The sequence below is a fragment of the Thalassovita gelatinovora genome (genome assembly GCF_001458355.1).
Taxonomy (GTDB): Bacteria; Pseudomonadota; Alphaproteobacteria; order Rhodobacterales; family Rhodobacteraceae; genus Thalassobius; species Thalassobius gelatinovorus.
Map to the genome: position 1 here is coordinate 37,356 of NZ_CYSA01000016.1, position 21,147 is coordinate 58,502.

Here is a 21,147-nt window from a genome sequence, read left to right on the forward strand (position 1 = left end):
TTCTTCAAATCGGAAGAACAGTTTCAAGAACTCACTGAAAATGGCCTATGTAAATAATATCCGGATGTTCCTGCGTGTCTATGAATTGGGCAGCATGAGCGCCGCTGCACGTGATCAGCGCACATCGCCGGCGGTCGCATCGTCACGGATTGCCGATCTGGAACGGCATCTGGGTGTGCGATTGTTCAACCGCACCACCCGCGCCCTGCACGCAACCGAACATGGCAAACTGTTCTATGACGGGGCCAGCAAAGTCCTCGACGCGATCGAAGACGCCGAATCCAAGGTGATGGTCGCCACCCAATCGCCGCGCGGTACGCTGTTCGTCGCCGCTCCTCTTGGCGTCGGGCGGCGCTTCATCGCCCCGATGGTGCCGGAATTCAAAGCGCTTTACCCCGATATCGATGTCCGGCTGCGGTTGTCGGACCGGATCATCGACGTGACCGGAGAAGGGCTTGATCTGTGTTTCCATCTTGGCCCCCTGCAAGACAGCGAATTGAAAATTCGCGTCGTGGCCGATTGCCCGCGCATCCTTTGCGCCGCACCCGATTACATTGCCCAGCGCGGGATGCCGGATACCGGCGACGACCTGCTGGCGCAAAATCACGATTGCCTGAACCTGCGCTTTCCTGGTGCCCGCGAATTCCAATGGACGTTGGAAACCGAAAAAGGTCCGCGCAAATTCGAAATCACCGGCCCGTTCGAATCCGATGACGGCGATGTGCTGACCGGTTGGGCGCTGAACGGATCGGGGATCGTCCTGAAACCGATTTTCGAAGTTGCCGATCACCTTGCGTCCGGCGCTCTGGTTCCGGTGGCTCAGCGCACCCCGCCACTACCAACACAGCTTGTCTGCCTGTCGCCCAGCCGGCGGTTGCGCGACCCGAAGGTCCAGTTGTTCGCAGAATTCATGGTTCGTAACTGCCGGGAAAAACTGGCGCAACTCCACGCGAGCTATGGCCCCCCGCGCTGATACCGTATTCGACTGCGCACATATTATGTTTCGACTCACCTCGAACACGCCCTGGTTGACGTTCGCGCATTGAAATCGCCGCAAACGCAAACGCTTGGCCTGCATACATACTTTGGTATAGCCGTTTCCGCCAAAACAAGTCTCTTTGGTATGTACGGCTATGGAATTACCCCTGTTACAGCATATCCTAAAACAGCGATTTAGCTCTGTTTAAAAGTTGCAAAAGCGGGGTTTCGAACCGCATGTTCATTGAAAAATTACCGGTCAGAAACTCGGCGTGCGCCGCTTGGGCGACCCTAGGAGGACCACAGAATTGAAGACCCGCAATATTTGCACTGGTTTCCTGCGGTCGTATCGGTCGGTTACGGGCCGCCTGTCGCCCTGCGCAATCGTGACCAAACCGCTTTTGCTATCAGAGGGGTGATCGGTGGAACGGAACATCAAATCCCTTATCGTGATGGTCTATCTGCTGGCGGCTGGCACGTTGATCACGGGCTACCTGATCATTGATGGAATTCTCGACAAGAATTACCGCAACACGCTTTCTGAACGATTGCTGGATGGTTTGCACAGCACCGAATTCGCGTTGGATTTCTGGGTCGAAGCGCACAAACGCGAAGCCGTGGCAATGGCGAAACTGGATATTGTCCAATCTGCAGCGCATGACCTTTTGGAAATCCGCAATGATCGCGCTGCGCTGATCGATCATCCGGATCAGCAACGGTTACGTGATTTTTTCGGGCACTACCTGTCCAACGATCATATCGAAGGCTATTTCCTGATCGCACCGGACGGAACCAGCCTCGCATCGTCCAGGGTCTCCAATACCGGCACATCAAATCTGTTGTTAAAGCAATCGGATCTGTACTTTTCCGCGCTTGCGGGACAGACGGTCATGACCCGATTGCAGGAATCGGAAGTACCTCTTTCGGATGAAACAACGCCCCGGGGAAACGCCACGCTTTTCGCGCTGGCTCCGATCAGGCAACAAGACGGTCAGGTAATCGCCTTGTTTGCCTTGCGTCTGTCACCCAGAGCCGAATTGTTCCCTCTGATCGACGGGAAACTGCCCGGCGCGCAATTGCGGTCATACGCCTTCGATTCCGACGGCAATCTGCTGAGCATGGTCGCCGAAACCGAAAATCCGAATGACCACAACATTTGGAACCAAGGCGACGCGCGCCCGCTGACCGCCCCCAACGCGACCGATCCAACCGATTTCATCATGCCTGTCCGCGAAGCGTTGCGTGGTGTCGATGGTCTTTCGACAGAAGGCTATGAAAACTATGCCGGCGTTGAAAACGTCGGGGCCTGGTCCTTCAACGATGCTTTGGGGATGGGCATCGTGACCGAAATCGACAAAAAAAACGCCTACCAGATGGTCGCGTTTTTCAAAAAACTGACCTTTATCGCCTTCGCCTTGGGGTTGCTGGTGTCGACGCTGGTATTCTTGGCAATGTTGCTCACCACGCGGCACGCGGACAAACAACGCCGCATGGTGGAATCCGTTTTGTCGGCCACCAAGGACGTCAATCTACTGCTGAATGCCCAAGGCATCATCACCGAGGTTAATCCCGCCTTCCGCAATGTCTTCGGACTGGCCCGCGAAGCGGCCATCGGTGAACCCATCACTACATTTGCCGCCCTTTACTCCGATCAGGATTGCGACCTGTCCCCGCAGGGGTTGAAAACGTTGGGATACGGCGAAACCGACAGGATCCTGCGCGCACGCGGAATTGGCCGGGGCGATAACAATATTCCCATCGGCCTTCGCGTCGAACGGCTGACCAGCGTAAATCAGGGCGATACCTATCTGGTCGTGATCCACGACTACCGCGACATCGCCAAACGCGAAGCCACGCTGCGCGAAGCACTGAACAAAGCGGAAGCCGCCAACCGCACCAAGGCGTCTTTCCTGTCGACCATCAGCCATGAATTGCGTTCGCCGCTGATCAGTGTGATTTCGGCCATCGAACTGATCGTCGGCCGGGCGACAAATGCCGAGGATCGCAATTTGCTCGACGCCTCACAGCGCTCGGCGCAGCTTCTTCTCGGCACGATTGATGACATTCTCGATTTTTCCCGAATGGAATCGGGCAATCTCGATCTGAGCAATCAGGATGTCGTGCTGGAAAACGTTCTGGAAAATGTCACCGACACGTTGCGGTGGCAGGCTTGGAATAACGATGTCAGGCTGATCCCCTATTGCACCCCCGACCTGCCGGTTGTGCAGGCGGACGGGCTGCGGCTGCGGCAAATCCTTGTAAACCTGATCGGCAACGCGATCAAATTCAGCGCTCAGATGCCGCGCAATGGCGAAGTGAAAGTGTCAATCCTGCCCGGCATTCGCCACGGTGACACCCAGCAAGTGATTTTGCAGGTCCGCGATAACGGCATTGGCATGACGCAGGAAACGATCGACCAGATTTTTCAGCCGTTTACGCAGGCGGACGGATCGATCCGCCGCCATTATGGCGGCACCGGGCTGGGATTGGCGTTGACCGACCGGCTGGTTCAACTGATGGACGGAACCATCAGCGTCAGCAGCAACGCCGGGTCCGGATCAACCTTCGAGGTCAAGATCCCGCTGCGATTTGCCCCGCCCGAACCTGCGGCCCTGCCAATGGATGCTCCGAAACCGCTGGCCGGCAATGCCATTTTGTTCAAGGGTCGGAATTCGGACATTCGCGACATCGTGCGCAGCTATGTCGAAAGCGCCGGCGCCCTTCTTTTGGAAAACGGTCTGCCACAGGACACCAATCGCGATATCAAGCCTGACTATGTCATCGTCTACGCTGAAACCGTGGCTGAACTGAAAGAGCTGTCACAAAATGTCGGCGATGTTGCACTGTTGGAAATCGTCAACACGGTGGAAGACAACGATCAGATCAGCAGCGATAGCCGCATGGCCGTGACGGCGCTGCTTCCCTCGTTGCTGGTCCGCAAACTGACCGATCTGAAATCTAAACCGGTTCGGAAACCGGCAACGGTCGTGATCCCGCAAAGCAAGGTCTTGCTGATCGAAGACGACAAGATGACCCGCGACATCACCATGCGGATGTTGCAGGAACTGGGGATCGCCGCCGATGCCGTCGCCAATGGCAAGGAAGGTCTGGAATTGTGGCGCAGCGGAAAATATGCGCTGCTTCTGTCGGATTGCCACATGCCGATCATGGACGGGTTCCAGATGGCCGCCTGTATCCGCGACGAGGAAATGAAGCGCAGACTGCCCAAAACCCCCATTGTCGCGGTTTCCGCCGATCTGACGATGGAAATCGAACAGTTGTGTCAGACCTGTGAAATCAACGAATACATCCCGAAACCGCTGACCCCGGCCAAACTCAAGGCCCTGATGGCCTCTTACGCCTCAAACGGCAAAGCCCATCACGATGCCTGAGACGCTGCGGTTTTGCGCCGGATTTCGGCATCGGCGGGGCTTGGTGACGCGGCCCTGCACGGCTTGAAATCGGCTGGTTCCGGCTTGTCGCCAGTGGCCTGAATCCGACCCTTATGCAACAGCACGAACTGGTCGCAAACCTGCGCGGCCTGTTCGGCATGACCGGTGCAAAAGATCACGCTCATGCCGGTTTTCCGGGCTGCGTCGATCTGCTTTAGCAGGCGATCGGCCTCGGGTTCCGGCACTGCTGACGTCACATTTTCCAGCACCAGAAGACTGGATTTGAAATAAACGGCCCGGGCAATGGCCAGCGCCCGCTGCTGCGCCCAAGACAGCGCCGAAACGGGTTGATCCACATCCCCACCGTCGATCCCCGCCGCCGCAAGAATGGTGCGTGACTGTTCGCGGGCCTGACGCTTCTTCAAAACCAGAACCGGACCGATCCTACGCCCGATCCTGTCCTCGTGAAGAAGAAACAGGCTGCGCCAGACCGGCAGCCCGGGATACAGGGCGTGTGCCTGCCAAACAGTGGAAATCCCCAAGGAAATCGCCGCCAGAGGAGGCCCCAGCGCGACCGGCTTGCCGTACCACACGATTTTGCCGCCATCAGGGTGCCGCAACCCGGCAAGGACCCGCACCAAAGCCGCCTTGCCCGCCCCGTTTTCCCCCAGCACCGCCAGAATTTCCCCCGGGTGAAGATCGAAACTGATCTTCTCCAATCCGGTTTGCGGCCCCGCAGCGACGGAAAGGTCTTGCAGCGACAAACGAGGCGCGGTGAACACATCCGACATCCGCTCAGGCCTCCTGCGATCGCATCAGAAAACGCAACATGATCACCGCCAGTGCCACCATCACCCCGGCGCGGTACCAAACCGGATCCCCCCCCGCCGTCAGCAGCGCTTGCTGGCTCATCTTCAAGATCAGCACGCCGCATATTATGCCCGAAACAGTGCCGCGCCCGCCACGCAGCGGCACGCCGCCGACAAGCGCCGCCAACAAAGCTTCGAAAACCAGGATATCGCCCATCTTGGGGACCATGTGGCCGGTTTGCACGCTGCTCATCACGCCGGCCAGCGCGGCCAGCGCCGATGCAATGGCAAAGCTTTGCAGCCGTACCGAAGTTACTGGCACCCCCATTTCACGCGCCGCTTGCGGATCGGCGCCGGTGGCATAGATCCAATTCCCCAACCGGGTCCACCCCAACCCCAGCGCAGCCAGCAGGACCAGCAAAACCATCCAGATCACACTGACCGGAATGCCCCCCAACACCCAGAAATCGAACAAACCAAAAGACCGGGAATACCCGCTCAGTTGCATTTGATGGTACTGACCCAACCCAACAACAGCGGCATGACAGGCCAGCATCGTAACGAAGGTCACAAGTAACGAATGCAGCTTCAACCGGGCAACCAGATATCCGTTCAGCGCGCCAATGATTCCGGCCCCGGTCAAAACCGCCGCGATGGTAAAACCGGGGATCAGGCCGATATTGATGCCGACGATTGTCATCCCCCCGGCCAAGGTGAACACCGCACCAACGGACAGATCGAATTCCCGCTGGATCAGCAACAGCCCGACACCCGTCGCAACAACCCCAAGCCGCGCCGAAACAAGTAAAACATTCGAAAGCACATCAGCCGAAAAGAACCCCTCGATCAGGATCGAAAACACCGCAAAACACACCACTGCGCCCCAGAAGCCAGGCCACGCCATCGAAAACGGACCGGGTTTGAAACTGGAATATCCTGTGGTGTGCAAAACAGTCGGTTTGGGTGTTGCGTTAGAAACCGCAGGTGCGGTTTCCGATCCCATTGTCGTAGGCATCTTGGTGCGCGGCTCTGACATGCTGCCTCCAGCCTGCGGCCCTACAATCAACCCAGCCGCGAATCCTTAAAGTCTCTTTAAACATAAGCGAAATGCGTTATCCCTCAAATAAAAAACGATTTTTTGCATTTTCTATCGGAGTCAATCGGATTTTTTTACAATCTCACCGAGACTGACCACACAATATTTTGTGGTGACAAACGAAAACCGCCCAAGACCATGCGGCGCTTGGGCGGTCGACCGCAAAATGGTGGAGGGATCAGAAAAAGATATCCGACAGGTCGTCATCCTCGGTCGCGGCCGATGCGGCTTGCGGTTCGGGGTCCACAATGACCTGTTCGCTGCCCTGTTTGCCGTTCAGTTCGGCGAACATGATATCGTGGATATTCCGTTCTTCCTGCATCGTGTAGCTGGCGCGGATTTCATCCAGATGCAGCGCAAAGGTTTCCGATGTGATCGCATCCGCCAATGGCAGCGGTGCCACCTCGACCGGATCTTGCTGTGCAAGCTGCTCCAGTTCACGGAAGAACGACAAAAAGGTATCCGCGCTCGACGAAATTGCCTGCGCGATCTGCGGCGCATCATTGGTCAGGCTGGGCAACAGTTTCGCCAGAACTTTTTGCGCCTCGTCCAAGGTCGGGTCGTTTTCACCAATCCCTTCGATTTCAGCATCCACCGCGCTGACTTCGCGCGATGCCCATTCGGTCACCCGCTGCTTGGTCATATCCATCGTTTCGGCAAACAGCTCGAATGTCACCGGCGCTTCGGAAATCACTTCGTTGATCTGTTGGGAAATCATGATCATATCCATCGCTTCCTTGAAGCCACGGGCACAGGTGATGATCGTATTCAACGCCGCCAACTGCATCTGAAAGGCGCAGTCCGACAGCGTCTTTGACCGCGCACCCAACGATTCGTCGGCCTCTTGCAGCCGGTGCTGGGCTTTTTCCTGCGCCTTGGCGCTGGCCGCAAAATCAAACTTGCGGTTGCCACTGTCATGTTCGGCCGGATTAAGCATCCGCGCACTGTCTTCGAAAGAAAATGCGATTTCCCGGCAGCGGGCCAGAAATTCGTTCTGCCGCCCCGCCAGATCGGCAAACTGACTGCTGGCCTTGCGGGTGTCGGTGACTGCCTCGGTCACGGTCTGCTGCATCTGCGCCTTGGCCAGAAGGATCAGGCTGTGACCTTCGGTCGATTGAGCCGGATAAAGCGATGCGCGCCCGGTGATGACCCGCACATGTTCAGCCCGTTGTCGGCTGCGGTCACCGACCTGAAGCGCCGAAATGACCTCGGACACATCGCGTTCGGCGACGGCGACGAATTCGGACAGCCACGCAGACGCAGACTGGGCTGCGGTCATGCCCTGTTCCAGCGCACCCAATGCCGTTTCCAGCGCCCGCGCCCGAGGTTTCAAAGTCGAAAACAGGGCCTTTGCGCGTTGTTCGACATTGCCGCCCATATCTTCAGTCGCGGCAACGATGCTGTCGATCACATCGAACATTTCATTCACCAGACCCGAGGCGTCACTGGAAATATCCGACAGGCTTTCGGCCAGCCGCACCAACTGACTGCCCAAGGGCCGATGCCGGTGGCCCTGCGCAATGATCCGCGCGTTCAGTGACACGATATTCGACGACTGGATGATCTTGGACAATTCTCGCAATGTCATCGACATCTTGCGGCTGTTGTCGCGCAGGTCCTGCACGAACGCCTTGGCATCGCCGCTGTTGCGGTCGATTTCGTCCATCAACTCGGCAACACCCTGCATACGTTGGTGGATCAAGGTTAAATTGGCCGGTTCCAACAACCGATCCAGATCGGCCACGCCTTCGCGCAGCTTCTTGGTGGTGTCGAAGGCAAAAAACAACTTATCCAGAATGTCGCTCAGAACACTTTCTATGCGCAAAAACGGGCCATCATTCAGACCGTGCGCATCCACTGGTACCATACGAAATTCTTTCATCACACTACCCTTTCAGAGCAACTCTGGCCAAGTGCTCAGCATCAAAACTCATGATCTGCGACGCGATCTTGGACAAATGCACGGCGCTTTGTGCCGCCCCGCGTTCCACGGCTTCGCGGGGCATGCCATAGACGACGCAACTTTCTTCGTTCTGCGCCAAGGTCGATGCCCCGGCTTGGCGCATTTCCAGCAGACATTGCGCCCCGTCATCGCCCATCCCGGTCATGATCACGCCCTGCGCATTCGCACCGGCGGAAATAGACAGCGACCGGAACAGGACATCGACCGATGGCTTGTGCCGTGACACCGGCGGCCCTTCGATGACCCGGCAGGTATAGGCCCGGCCGGTGCGTTCGATCGTGATATGGTGACTGCCCGGCGCGACCAGCGCCAGACCACGTTCCATTTTGTCACCGTCACGCGCTTCGCGCACGGTGATGGCACACAGCTTGTTGAGCCGGTTCGCAAAAGCTTCGGTGAATTTTTCCGGCATATGCTGGACGATCGCGATTGGCGGGCAGTCTACCGGCAATTCCTTCAACACTTTGGCCAAAGCCTCGGTGCCACCGGTCGACGCACCGATGCCGATGATCGGCGGCGTTTTGACCACGGCCGGTGCGTTCGGATTGCGGGCCGGCATGATTACATCGGGGGATTGTTTCTTCTGTGGGCTGAAATCGCGCACGGTGCGTTTCGGCTTTGCCCTAGATTTCGGGCTGATCCGCGCCTGCGACGCAGCACGCACCGCGTGACAAACCCGCTGGGTGCCTTCGTCATCCTTGGACAACGCACCGACATCCGCTTTTGACAGCACTTCGACCGCACCCATTTCCAGCGCCTTCATCGACGCCGCCGATCCCTGCTGGGTATGATTGGAACAGATCACCACCGGGATAGGATGCTGCGCCATGATCCGGCGCAGAAAGGTCAGCCCGTCCATACGCGGCATTTCCACATCCAACAGGATCACGTCGGGCAGCGCCTTGCGCATCTTTTCGGCGGCATCAAACGGATCACGGGCCATATCGACCACCCGCAGATCGGGCGCGGTTTCGACCATGTGTTTCAACATGGTGCGGGCGGTCAGAGAATCTTCGACGATCATCACGCGCACCTGATCGTGCGGGGTCACATGTGCATTCATCACTGTACCTCTTTACGGAACGCGGCGGCAGCGCATTGGGTCAGCCTAGGGTCGGTCACGACCGCAGATTCGGAATGGCCCACAAACAGATAGCCCCCCGGGCGCACATGGTCGGCAATGTTCGACACGACCTTTTTCTGCATCGCTTCGTCGAAATAGATCAAAACATTGCGCAAGAAGATCACGTCCATGTTTCGATCTACGGGATATTTCGGGCCGGTCAGGTTCATCTGGGCAAACACCACCTTGTCGCGCAGGCTTTGCACGATACGTGCCAGTTCCCGACCGTTGCTGGAATGGCCCATTTCCATGTATTGATCCTGCATCGATTGCGGAATATCGACCAGTTCCTCGCGGGTATAAACCGCTTGGCGCGCCTTGGTCACAACGGTGCTGGAAATATCGGTGCCCAGGATCGAATACTGGAAGCCCGGATTGCGCTTGGCATGTTCGGCGAAAGTCATTGCCGCAGTATAGGCTTCTTCGCCGCTCGAACTTGCCGCGCTCCAGAATTTGAAACTGCGCGTCGCCGGATGGTTGGGAAGGATGTGTTTTTCCATAAACCCGAAATGCGCTTTTTCGCGGAAAAAGTCGGTCTTGTTGGTGGTCAGAACATCAATGATATGCGGCAACTCGCTTTGCAAATGGCCATCGTCAAACACCATCTTCAGATAGGTGCGGATGTCCGGCACACCGACCGCCCGAATGCGTTTTCGCAACCGGCCTTCGATCATGGTCGATTTGTTTTCGGGCAACTGAATGCCCGTTTTCTCGGTCACGATGGCGCAAAGTTTCGCGCGCAGTTCTCGGTCAGCAGCAATGATGGGTGACGACATGGCAATCCCTTTACTAATTAATTATAGCTGCGCCTCAGCCTCTTCGGGGGTCTGGTGAAATTCCGCGATCACCTTCGAACTCAGCATCCGGTCAAGATCGAGAACGGTCACGAAATCGCCGTTGCGGCGACCGACACCTTCGACCATGCGGGTGTCCCAGTTCAGCAACCCGTCCTGGGCAAAGGTCTGCAATTTGTCATCGTCCAGGCGGGTCACTTCGAAAACCTGATCGGCGCGCAGGCCGACGGGCATTTCGGAACCGCCGTTTCGAACCGACAGAACCACGATCCGGGTTTCCGGGGTATCTTCCTTGTAGGGTCGCGCCAGCAACAGGCGCAGATCGACGACCAGAATACTTTCGCCGCGCAGGTCGATATAGCCCAGCAGAAAATCAGGCGCTTGCGGCAATCTGGTGGCCGGTTTTGGGTCAAGGATTTCCACCACCCGCGAAACCGGCAGGGCGACGCATTCCTCGCCGAGGCGACAGGTCAGAAAGGTCTTTTGGATTTCATCGGTCATGTGCTGCTGATCAAGCATGTTCGGCATCCTGTTTCACGGTTTGAAGAGCTGCGGCACACATCACTTCGGTAATGGGCCGTGCGGTTGCTATTGTTCGAAAGGCCGGATCGCGCATGGCTGAAACCTCACGCTGCGGCATCATCGGCATGGGCCGCGCCGATGTATTCCTGTGCGACGCGTTCCAGATCGATCAGATTGACGAAACGGTCCTGCCAGCGGCCGATGCCCTTGATGGTCTGCGCCGGCCAACGGGTACCGACAGACGGCACCGGCTGCACCGTTGCAGGGTCCATCGACATCACCGCATGCACCTTTTCGGCAATCAATCCGATGGTGACCGGGCCCGACGCCAAAGCCAATTCCAGAACCACGATCCGCGTGTCGATGTCGAACGGTTTGTCCTGCATATCGAACAAGGGCCGCAAATCCGTCACCGGTACGACCACGCCGCGCACGTTCATCAACCCGGCGGAATAAACCCCGGCCAGCGGCACCCGGGTGATCCGGGGCGGTTCCAGCACTTCGCGCAGGATGCGGGTCGGTACGGCCATCAATTCGCCGCCCATTTCGAAGGCCACCAGATCCTTCAGTTCATCTTCGGTGGCGGATACCAATGACAGGCTCATGCTGCTTGCTCCTTGTCCAGATTGCCCAGCCCCTGAGACCGGACCAGTTGCGCCACATCGATAATCAGCGCGACATCGCCATCGCCCAGAATGGTGGCACCCGAAAACACGTTCAGACGGCTGTGGATCGGCGACAGTTGCTTGATGACGGTCTGGTAGGACCCGATGATCCGATCAACCGCCAGTCCGACCTGGGTGTCGCCGGTTTCCACCAGAACCACCTTGGGATGCTCGTTCACCGGCCCCGAACACCCAAACACTTCGCGCAGGCGCATGATCGAAACCAATTTCTCGCGCAATTCGATCACAGTTGTCGGCTCGGACCCTTTGCGCAGATCGTCGGGCTGTTCCAGAATGCCCCCCACCGCAGCCAGCGGAATGGTGAACCGTTCATCCCCGACCTGCATCAGCAGCCCTTCGATGATCGCCAAAGTCAGCGGCAGCCGCAGGGTAAAAGTCGATCCGGCACCCAGTTCGGATTCGATTTCCACCGATCCGCGTAGCGCCTCCACCGTCGATTTGACCACGTCGGTGCCAACCCCGCGCCCGGACAGATCGGTGATCTGCTCGGCGGTAGAAAACCCCGGCTCCATCAGCAGCGCAAAGGTTTCGCTGCGGGTCAGAATGGTATTTTCCGCGATCAGGCCACGCTCGACGGCGCGCTGACGAATGAAATCGGGGTCCAGCCCCTTGCCGTCATCCTTCACGCTGATCAGGACATCGGCACCGGAATAGCGCGCGCTCAACGTGACAGTACCGCGTTCGGCCTTGCCCGCGGCAATCCGGGTTTCGCTGTTTTCCAGACCGTGATCCACTGCGTTGCGCAGAATGTGAACCAAAGGATCGGACAGTTTTTCGATCACCGTCTTGTCCAATTCGGTGGTTTCGCCTTCGATGACGAAATCGAAATCCTTGCCGGTCTTGCCCGCCAGATCATGCGCCAGACGCTGGAACCGTCCGGTGATACTCGACATCGGGGTCAACCGGATCGCCATCGTGGTATCGCGCAAGCCAAGCGCCAGACGCTGAATGTTTTCCACCACTTCCATCAGATCGGGATTTTCCAGCTTCGCCGCCAGATCCGACAACCGCGCCTCGGCGATCACCAATTCGCCGACGCGGTCCATGATATCGTCCAACCGTTCGGCAGAAACCCGCATCTGCACCTTGGCGGTGCCCGGCTTCTTGGCCGCTTGGCTCGCCTGTTGCTGATCGGTCGATGTCTTGGTTTCGGTCGGTGTTGCGGGCGTGATTTCCCCCCCAGCAGGCTGATCGGCAAGGATCGGTTCCAGCGACAGTTCCATCTGATCCTCGTGGAACATGAACACGTCGCGAATATCGGATTCAGACGCCTCCGCCGGCAGCGTCACCTGCCATCCGGTATGCATTTCCGACGGCTTTAGATCGGCCAATGCGGGCAATTTGTCGGTCAATGCCTCGACCACGGTGCCTTCCCCGCCGATTTCGATCAACTCGTCCAGCATCGCAATCGGGTTGCCGCCGATTTCCATGAAATCCGGGGGCAGTTTGAAAATCAGCTTCCACCCCTCGACTTCGCCTTCCACATGCGCCGCTTCGGCTGGCGCATCCGATTGCGTCACCGCCGCGGCTTCGCCTTTGGTGACGGCCGTCAAAGCCGCTTTCAGCTCGGCATCGCGGTCTGCCGGGGGGTCTTCACCGTCCAGCAGCGCCACGATCAAGTCATAGGCTTTCAAAGACACCTCGACCAGTTCGGGGGTAACGGTGGCATTGCCGGACCGCACCGCTTCGAACGCGGCTTCGAAATCGTGAATGAATTCGGCCAGACGGGCATAGCCGAACATCGCGCCGGTGCCTTTGAGCGTGTGCAGATCGCGAAACACCTGCGTCACCAGTTCGGCATCGTCGGGGGTCTTGTTCAGCTCCAGCAGCGCATCCTGAAGACTTTCAATCAGCGCCTCGGTTTCCTGACGGAATATCTCTTGGGTTTCTGCATCAATCATCAGCCGACCACCTTATTCACAACAGCCAGCAGCTTGGCCTGTTCAAACGGTTTCATGATCCAGCCCAGCGCCCCCGCCGATCGCGCCTGATCCTTCAGGTTACCTTCGCTTTCGGTCGACAGGAAAATAATCGGAACACCGCTGCTGCTGGGGTCGCTCCGATAGGCCTGAATGAATTCGATGCCGGTCATGTTGGGCATGTTCTGGTCGGTGATGACCATGTCGAAGCGTTTGGCCTTGGCTGTTTCCAACCCCTGCGCACCGTCTTCGCATTGCGTCACTTCGAACCCTTCTTGCTGCAACGTCATTGCGACCATGCGCCGGACAGAAGGGGAATCGTCGATAATCAGGATGTCTTTGCTCATGTCTCTGCAACCTTTGCGATGGTTTATTATACTGTTTCGGTCAAAACGGGCCCCAATCCCGTCTGCGCCAACATGGCGCTGAACGGGACATTTGCTTCGGCCAGATCGGCCAGATTTTCCCGGCTCACGCGGTTTTCCTTGCCAGCGGCGGCCAGCAACTGACCGAATGCGAACACTACCGATGGCGGCGCATCTTCGGTCAGATCCAGCTCAAGCTCTGCCGTTTTTCCCTCGGGTAGGCAGACAAGCGCGTCGCGGAACGGCACCAGCGTTTCGAACGTGCTGGCGCTATCCAGGGTGATCTGCAGGGCCGTATCGGGCATTGAATGTTCCTTGTCATGTTCATTGCGTGAGTAGGGAACCCGGCGGGGGAACAGGATGCCTTCGCCGGGCAATTGTTTACGAAGCGATTTTGAAATCGGCAGCGTCCTTGCCGCTTTCGCCTTCGTCTCCGAGATAAATGTCGGTGCCTTGCGCATCTTCGCCGCCTGCGTCCACCGCGTCGTGCGACACGGTGCGTTCGTCGATCTGGAAGAAGGAAATCACTTCGGCCAACTGTTCCGCCTGGCTCGACAATTCGGTTGCCGCGCTCGACATTTCTTCCGAAGCCGAAGTGTTTTCCTGCGTTACGCTGTCCAACCGCTGAACAGATTCACTGATCTGGGTCGACCCGATCGCCAATTCGCGCGACGATGCGGTGATGTCGCTGACCAAAGACGATGTCTTTTCGATATTGGGCACCAACTTTTTCAACATCTCACCCGCTCGGGTCGCCGATGTGACAGTATTCGCGGACAGCGCAGAAATCTCGGCTGCGGCGAGTTGGCTGTTTTCGGCCAGTTTGCGCACTTCCGAAGCCACCACGGCAAACCCACGACCATGTTCGCCGGCGCGCGCCGCCTCAACGGCGGCGTTCAGCGCCAACAGATCGGTCTGGCGGGCAATTTCCTGCAAAACCATGATCCGTTCACCGATGGTCTTCATGGCGTCAACCGCTTCGGACACCGCATCACCGGAAATCTGCGCATCGCTCGCGGCTCTGGTGGCGATTTCCTCGGTCATCGTGGCATTGTCCGAACTGGCGCTGATATTGGCCGACATTTCTTCGACCGCCGATGAAACTTCTTCGGTCGACCCGGCCTGTACCGATGCCCCTTCGGACAGCGATTCCGAAGTCGAAGCCATCTGGTTGGCCCCCGCCGCCAGATTGCGAACGGCCGAAGCGACGTTTTCAACGGTATCGCGCAGACGCAGAACCATATCGTTCTGCACGTTCAGCAAATCGCTGATTTCGTTATTGCCCGTGACATTCGCGGTTTCACGCAGATCGCCTTCGGCCACTCGGCGGGCCAATTCGATCGACCGCTTGAACCCCGAAGAGATACTGCGCAGGATCAGCAGTGCCGACAATCCGCTAACCGCAAAGGCAATGGCCACCAGAACGGACATGTTGCGCACCGTTTCTGACAACGCCGCCGTGGCACTGTCTACTTCGGTCTGCATGCCTGCATTCACCGTTTCGGTCAGGCCGCCCAACACATCCAGCGCCGCGCGCGTCGCATCGCGGGATCCGTTATGGTACAGGATCGTCGCTGCCCGAGCCTTTCCCTTTGATCCGCTCTGACTGTATTCCAGCGATGTCTGGTTGGTTTCATAGGCAAGGTCATGCATCGTCTGTAGCTGTGACAGCGATTCCTGGGTTTGCTCATCGACAGACGCCTGAAGATCACTCACCAAACCGTTATAGACCCCGTTCAGCCGGTCGATTTCCTTCATCATGCCCGGAATGCGTTCGGGTTCCCCGGTCGGCAAGGGGATCAGGATTTCGGAAACAACACTTCGCAACGCGCTTTCGGTGGCCGCGATTTTCTCGATGGTGTTCACCTTGGCCATCTCGACATTCACCACCCGGTCGAAGGTCGCGTTGGCTTTGCGCATTTCGCTGACCGCGAAATACATGCTGCCAGCGAACATGCTCAATATGAAAAGAAAGGTCAGGGCCAATCGGGCCTTGAGTGTGAACCGCATGGTTTATCCTTCTGGGTCATGACTTTGAGTTGGGAACAGGGGCATGGCCGTCTCGCTGGCGGTCAAACCACATCCGGAAACGAAATCGTGACGCAGGTGCGCAGTCGAATAACCCGATGCCGAAACTGACCCGTACATTCCAAACACACCCAAACCGTTACAATCACGAAACGCGCACGAAGCGCTCTGACTATGAAAACGGCATGAAACAGGGAATTTTACAGGGATCGACGAATGTTACTAAGGTCGTATCACGCTTGAGTGCCCATCCTAGACGAAAGACGGGGGAGACCCCGCCTTATTGTTGGGTGATCCGACTCATTTGAACCTAGGCAAGCCGACGAAGCGCAGGCAACCAATTGCACCGACTCGCCTTTTCGGACGGCGGGCACCACGACTTTGGTGCTGGGGGCAATCCTGCGGCAGGGTTCCATAGGACGCCGAAATGCCTGAATTTGGCACGGCGCTCGGCACCCGGTCGGGGTCAAATCTTTTTCTGTCTGCTATGGGGAAATGGTGGCGGTGCAGGGACTTGAACCCCGGACACGCGGATTATGATTCCGCTGCTCTAACCAACTGAGCTACACCGCCAAAGTGGGATGCGAAGTACGAAAGCCGGGCGGTGCCGTCAAGGGCGAAAATGCGCCTTGGCGACTCTTTTTCACCACTGCGCGCTAAACCGATCAGACCGAAACGGCTTCAACCAGTTCATCGCGGGTCACTTCCGATTTGGCACCGCTTTTCAAAACCGACCCGCGCCGCATCACCACGAAATCATCCGCCAGCCCATAAGCGAAATCGAAATACTGCTCGACCAGCACGATCGCCATATTGCCCTGATCGCGCAGATACTCGATCACCCGGCCGATTTGTTGAATGATATTAGGCTGAATGCCCTCGGTTGGTTCATCCAGCAACAGAAGTTTCGGCTTGGTGATCATCGCCCGAGCGATGGCAAGCTGCTGCTGCTGCCCCCCTGACAAATCACCGCCACGGCGATGCAGGAACTCTTTCAGGATCGGGAATAGCTCATAGATTTCATCGGGGATGACATGTTCCGACCGTGGCAGGCAGGCATAGGCGGTTTCCATGTTTTCCTGCACCGTCAGCAGCGGGAAAATCATCCGCCCCTGCGGCACATAGCCAATACCCTTCTTGGCCAGCAGATGCGCCGGCAATCGGCCCAGATCTTCACCGTCCAGTTCCATCGTGCCGCCAGATCGCACATGGGTGCCCGATATCGCCTTGAGCAACGACGTCTTGCCGACGCCATTGGTGCCCATGACACAGGTCACCTTGCCGGTTTGCGCCTCCAGAGAAACCCCGTTGAGGATTTGCGAACTGCCGTAATGCAGGGTCAGGTTGTCGATCTTCAGCATCTTTCAGCGCCCCAGATATACGTCGATGACGTCTTGGTTTTGGGTGACATGGTCCAACGATCCTTCGGCCAGAACCGACCCTTCATGCAGCACCGTCACCTTGCAATTCAGCCGCCGGACAAATTCCATGTCATGTTCCACCACCACCACGGCGCGGGTCTTGGCCGCTTCGACCAGAATATCGGTGGTGTGTTCACGTTCCGACAATGTCATCCCGGCGGCGGGTTCATCGACCAGCAGCAGCCGCGGTTCCTGCGCCAGCAACATGCCGATTTCCAGCCATTGCTTCTGTCCGTGACTCAATTCTCCCGATTTCCGGCTCAACTCGGAACTCAAGCCAATCTCACTGGCCAATTCCTCAACCCGCGCCAGATCCTTGAACTTTGGCTTGAAGAACAGAACCGACCACGGTGCCCGGTCATTCTTCAGCGCCATCAACAGATTGTCATGAACGCTTTGATCTTCGAACACGGTTGGGCGCTGAAACTTGCGCCCCACCCCTTCCCGGGCGATGCGGGCTTCGGACATCTTCAGCAGGGATATGGATTTCTCACCCCAGATCACCCGGCCTTCATCGGGCCGGGTCTTGCCGGTAACGATATCCATGAAAGTGGTCTTGCCAGCGCCGTTCGGGCCGATGATGGCGCGCATTTCGGCCGGGCCGATCTGAAACGACAGGTTGTTGATCGCCCGGAACCCGTCGAAACTGACCGAAACGCCCGAAACTTCCAACAGCGTGCTCATTCCCGTGCCTCCCGTTCCTGCAACGATCCGGAATCAGGCCCCAATGCTGCGCCGTGCCGGTTGGGGCTGCGGATCCCATCCAACAGATCGATCAGCCCGCCGATGCCCTTGGGCGCGAACAGCGTGACCAGAACGAAACTGAGCCCCAAAAGAACCTGCCACCAATCGACCCATTTCAGCGTATAGCCGCCCAGCGGCAGATCGGGCACCTGCCCGCCGGTGAACCAGGTCGAGACCAGCGATACCACCGCCGCGCCGATCACCGCGCCATACAGCCGCCCGCGCCCGCCGATGGCGACCCAGACCGCCAGATAGATCGACGCGATCGGCGCGATTTCCGCCGGGTTGATGATACCGGCCTGCGGATAATACAGCGCCCCTGCAATGCCTGAAATCATCGCGGTGATGACGAATATGAACAGCTTGTACCCTTCGACCGAATACCCCAGGAAGCGCACCCGCGCCTCGTCGTCACGAATGCCACGGATCACACTGCCGAATTTGCCCGACACGATGAAGGCAGCAAGGATATAGCTCAGCCCCAGCGCCAACGCCGAAGCCCAGAAGAACCAGATCGAGACCACGCTTTGCGGGATCGCATCCGCCCCGGGCAGGTTCTGCAATCCCGACAACCCGTTATTGCCGCGCAACCCGCTGTCGTTTTGAAACAGGTAAAGCGCCAGCGCCAGCGTCATCGCCTGGGTCAGGATCGACAGATAGACGCCGGTCACGCGGGACCGGAAGGCCAGCCAACCAAAGACCAGCGCCAACACCCCCGGGACTGCCACCACCAGAACAAGCTGCATGGTCAGACTATCGGCAAAGGCCCAGACCGCCGGGAAATCGCTGCTGCCGACGACGCCGAAAATCTGGCTTCCGATGGCATCGACCACTTCCTGCGCCGTGGGCGGTATTTCGGCATTGGCCAGCGACGTTTCGACGATCTGACGGGTGCGTTCATACATCAGCCACATGCCGATCATGTATCCGCCCAAGCCGAAGAAAGCGAAATGCCCAAGGGACAGAATACCGGTATAGCCCCAGACCAGATCCATCGCGATGGCGATCAGGCACAGGCACAACGTCTTGCCCAGGGTCTTGACGAAACTGGTGGAAATCAGCCCCGCGCCGGTGGCTTCCGACATCAACGTGACGGCAAGCGTGAACAGCGCCAGCAGGCCGAGGAAGATCAGGATGGACGGGTTGCGCATCAGGAAGCTGTTTTTCATTTTCCTGCCTCCATCGGGATGTGGGTTTCGTTGCGACGGCGGGCCGGCGGCCCGCGTCGCCATTGTCGCTCGGACCAATGGCGATCCAATAGCGACGCCTCGGAGTGTTTTTGGAACAATGAAAGAGCGGTTTTCATCTTGTTAATCTCCTGCGGCACGGCCCTTGAGGGCGATGATCCCGCGCGGGCGGAACTGAATGAAGACGATGATGAAGATGATCATATAAGTCTGCGCCGCCAGCGTGTTGGACGGGTTCAGCCATTCGATGCCCTTTTGCAAACCCCCGATCATGCCCGCGCCCAGCAGCGTCCCCCAGATATTGCCAACGCCACCCACCACCACGGTCATGAAGCTTTGCACGATGTAATCGGCACCCAATTCGCTGGTCACCTTGGCGTAAAGCCCGATGGCGACACCGGCGATCCCGGCAATACCGGACCCAAGCCCGAAGGTCAGCATGTTGACCCGGTCGGGATTGATCCCCATCGACGCTGCCATGCGCGGGTTCTGCGTCACCGCGCGGGTTTCCAGACCCAGCCGGGTTTTCTTCATCAAGAACAGGAAAAACCCAAGGAAGATCAGCGCCAGCACGAAAATCGCGATACGGATATAGCTGATCGATACCACGTCATTAAGAACCCATGCCCCGTCAAGCCAACCCGGCGACGTCAGCGGCCGCGCCTGGGTGCCGAAGATGTTCTTGGCGATCTGTTGAAGCGCGATGGAAATCCCGAAAGTCGCCAGCAAGGTTTCCAGAGGCCGTGAATAGAGCCAGCGGATCACCAGCCGTTCCATCGCGACCCCCGCCGCGAAAGTGACGACAAAGGCCATCGGGATGGCGACGATGATCGAAACGGTATAGTTCGGGATGATCTGCTGCACCACATAGCCGGTATAGGCGCCCATCATGATGAATTCGCCATGCGCCATGTTGATCACCCCCATCACCCCAAAGGTGATGGCCAGACCGATCGCGGCAAGAAAATAGATCGAGCCGAGCGATAACGCATCAAGCCCGAGATCAAGCGCCTGATTGAGCGCCACCTTGGTTTCAATCGCGTCGAGCGTGGCGCTGGCGGCATCGGTCACCGCCTGTGACGGTTCGTCATATACATCGACAAAACGATGTGCCCGGACGGCCTTGGCGGCCTCTGCATCGGTGACAGCGGCGGCAACCACCCCGGCGGTGACCAGACCGGCATAGGCGCGTTCCCGCGCGGCTTGGGTGTTCAATTCGGCCACCGGCACACCACCAACCATGCCATCCGCAGCATTATTCACCATCGCCGTGCGCAACGCGTCTGGCGTCAATCTCGGCGCGCCCAGATTGGCGGCGACGATCAGGTCATAGGCTTGCTTGTCGGTCAGCTCGTCCGCTCCGGGTTTCAGTCTGCGTGCAATATTCATATCCGCCGGCGGATCGCCGGCAAAAACCATGCGCTTGGTGGTCAGAACCGGGTTCAGCGCAGCGCGGACATCGACACCCAGATCGCCCTTGATCGCGTCCAGCGCCGCAATCCGGGCGGCCTCATCGGGGTCAAATGAAATCGTCTGCAACCGTTCGGTGCGGATCTTGCGCGCTTTCAGGCCAAGATCGGTTTCGCCCTCGATCGAGGCCCGCAGCGGCAGCAGCGTCGACGCATCGGGGGCCCGTTCGATCGCGGCCAGCGCTTCGGCGCGGCGGGCGGGGTCGGGATCAATCAGTTGAAACTGCACCAGCGCCGTGCCGATCAGCGCCCGCACCCCGGAATTGGGTTTAAGCTGTTTCAGCGCTTTCTTGTCTGCCTCACCAGCGGCTTCGCCGCTGTCGAAATCGATCAATTGAATGGCTTTCGATGGCAAAGTGTTGCCGCGAAAAAACAGCCCGTCTTCGATCCGCAGCCACATGTCCTTGCCCTGCCATGTCTGCAACACGATCTGCGCCTGTGGCAGGTTGCTGTTGGCCAGTGCGTCGATCGCAGGCTGGATCGTCTTGCGCGAAGATTTGGTGATGAGTGCGCTATGGTCTTGCAGGATATCCTGCACCGGCCCGGCCTGCGCCGGAAGTGCAAGCAAGATCACTGCGCTGAACAGGATGAGTAGCTGCCGCATTTCTGGGACCCTGGGGTGTTTTGGGGAAAGAGGTGGGCGGGCACCCG

At 58.1% G+C, this 21,147-nt stretch carries 17 protein-coding genes and 1 tRNA gene; 2 read left to right on the plus strand and 16 right to left on the minus strand.

Annotated features, from left to right (window positions below; genetic code table 11):
* The first annotated feature begins 40 nt into the window (after positions 1 to 40).
* Positions 41 to 973, plus strand: coding sequence for a LysR family transcriptional regulator (locus TG4357_RS08545; protein ID WP_058262469.1), 933 nt, complete (start codon positions 41 to 43; stop codon positions 971 to 973).
* 427 nt (positions 974 to 1,400) lie between these two features.
* Positions 1,401 to 4,370 (plus strand): ATP-binding protein, encoded by a 2,970-nt coding sequence (locus tag TG4357_RS08550; protein WP_058262470.1) that lies wholly within the window; start codon positions 1,401 to 1,403, stop codon positions 4,368 to 4,370.
* Here TG4357_RS08550 and TG4357_RS08555 read toward each other — a convergent pair.
* The 16 genes from TG4357_RS08555 to urtB form a co-directional block, all read right to left on the minus strand.
* Positions 4,358 to 5,161 (minus strand): ATP-binding cassette domain-containing protein, encoded by an 804-nt coding sequence (locus tag TG4357_RS08555; protein WP_058262471.1) that lies wholly within the window; start codon positions 5,159 to 5,161, stop codon positions 4,358 to 4,360. The genes TG4357_RS08550 and TG4357_RS08555 overlap by 13 nt on opposite strands.
* A 4-nt stretch (positions 5,162 to 5,165) precedes the next feature.
* A complete protein-coding gene (locus TG4357_RS08560; RefSeq protein WP_082644106.1) occupies positions 5,166 to 6,215 on the minus strand; it encodes an ABC transporter permease in 1,050 nt (349 codons plus the stop codon).
* Between the two features lie 238 nt (positions 6,216 to 6,453).
* Positions 6,454 to 8,157: a hypothetical protein gene (locus TG4357_RS08565; RefSeq protein ID WP_058262473.1), complete on the minus strand. Its 1,704-nt coding sequence runs from the start codon at positions 8,155 to 8,157 to the stop codon at positions 6,454 to 6,456.
* 4 nt (positions 8,158 to 8,161) lie between these two features.
* Positions 8,162 to 9,289, minus strand: a complete 1,128-nt coding sequence (locus tag TG4357_RS08570; protein ID WP_425329309.1) for a protein-glutamate methylesterase/protein-glutamine glutaminase — start codon at positions 9,287 to 9,289, stop codon at positions 8,162 to 8,164.
* Positions 9,290 to 9,300: 11 nt separating this feature from the next.
* Positions 9,301 to 10,137 carry a CheR family methyltransferase gene (locus tag TG4357_RS08575; RefSeq protein WP_058262475.1) on the minus strand — a complete coding sequence of 279 codons (837 nt, stop codon included), beginning with the start codon at positions 10,135 to 10,137 and terminating at the stop codon, positions 9,301 to 9,303.
* Positions 10,138 to 10,158: 21 nt separating this feature from the next.
* Positions 10,159 to 10,674 carry a chemotaxis protein CheW gene (locus TG4357_RS08580; protein WP_158509059.1) on the minus strand — a complete coding sequence of 172 codons (516 nt, stop codon included), beginning with the start codon at positions 10,672 to 10,674 and terminating at the stop codon, positions 10,159 to 10,161.
* 107 nt (positions 10,675 to 10,781) lie between these two features.
* The gene (locus TG4357_RS08585) at positions 10,782 to 11,282 is read right to left on the minus strand and encodes a chemotaxis protein CheW (protein ID WP_058262477.1); all 501 of its coding nucleotides are present in this window, start codon (positions 11,280 to 11,282) and stop codon (positions 10,782 to 10,784) included.
* Positions 11,279 to 13,264: a chemotaxis protein CheA gene (locus TG4357_RS08590; protein WP_058262478.1), complete on the minus strand. Its 1,986-nt coding sequence runs from the start codon at positions 13,262 to 13,264 to the stop codon at positions 11,279 to 11,281. The genes TG4357_RS08585 and TG4357_RS08590 overlap by 4 nt, the downstream gene beginning before the upstream one ends.
* On the minus strand, positions 13,264 to 13,629 hold the full coding sequence (locus TG4357_RS08595) for a response regulator (RefSeq protein ID WP_058262479.1): 366 nt from the start codon (positions 13,627 to 13,629) through the stop codon (positions 13,264 to 13,266). Before TG4357_RS08595 ends, TG4357_RS08590 begins: the two co-directional genes overlap by 1 nt.
* A gap of 26 nt (positions 13,630 to 13,655) precedes the next feature.
* A complete protein-coding gene (locus TG4357_RS08600) occupies positions 13,656 to 13,952 on the minus strand; it encodes a hypothetical protein (protein ID WP_139193658.1) in 297 nt (98 codons plus the stop codon).
* 76 nt (positions 13,953 to 14,028) lie between these two features.
* Positions 14,029 to 15,657 carry a methyl-accepting chemotaxis protein gene (locus TG4357_RS19465; RefSeq protein ID WP_058262481.1) on the minus strand — a complete coding sequence of 543 codons (1,629 nt, stop codon included), beginning with the start codon at positions 15,655 to 15,657 and terminating at the stop codon, positions 14,029 to 14,031.
* Between the two features lie 514 nt (positions 15,658 to 16,171).
* Positions 16,172 to 16,248: transfer RNA gene (locus tag TG4357_RS08610), tRNA-Met, on the minus strand.
* 92 nt (positions 16,249 to 16,340) lie between these two features.
* Positions 16,341 to 17,036: an urea ABC transporter ATP-binding subunit UrtE gene (urtE, locus tag TG4357_RS08615; protein ID WP_058262482.1), complete on the minus strand. Its 696-nt coding sequence runs from the start codon at positions 17,034 to 17,036 to the stop codon at positions 16,341 to 16,343.
* Between the two features lie 3 nt (positions 17,037 to 17,039).
* On the minus strand, positions 17,040 to 17,780 hold the full coding sequence (gene urtD, locus TG4357_RS08620; protein WP_058262483.1) for an urea ABC transporter ATP-binding protein UrtD: 741 nt from the start codon (positions 17,778 to 17,780) through the stop codon (positions 17,040 to 17,042).
* Positions 17,777 to 19,009, minus strand: a complete 1,233-nt coding sequence (gene urtC / locus TG4357_RS08625) for an urea ABC transporter permease subunit UrtC (protein ID WP_058262484.1) — start codon at positions 19,007 to 19,009, stop codon at positions 17,777 to 17,779. The genes urtD and urtC overlap by 4 nt, the downstream gene beginning before the upstream one ends.
* 141 nt (positions 19,010 to 19,150) lie before the next feature.
* A complete protein-coding gene (gene urtB / locus TG4357_RS08630; protein ID WP_058262485.1) occupies positions 19,151 to 21,100 on the minus strand; it encodes an urea ABC transporter permease subunit UrtB in 1,950 nt (649 codons plus the stop codon).
* Between the last annotated feature and the right edge of the window lie 47 nt (positions 21,101 to 21,147).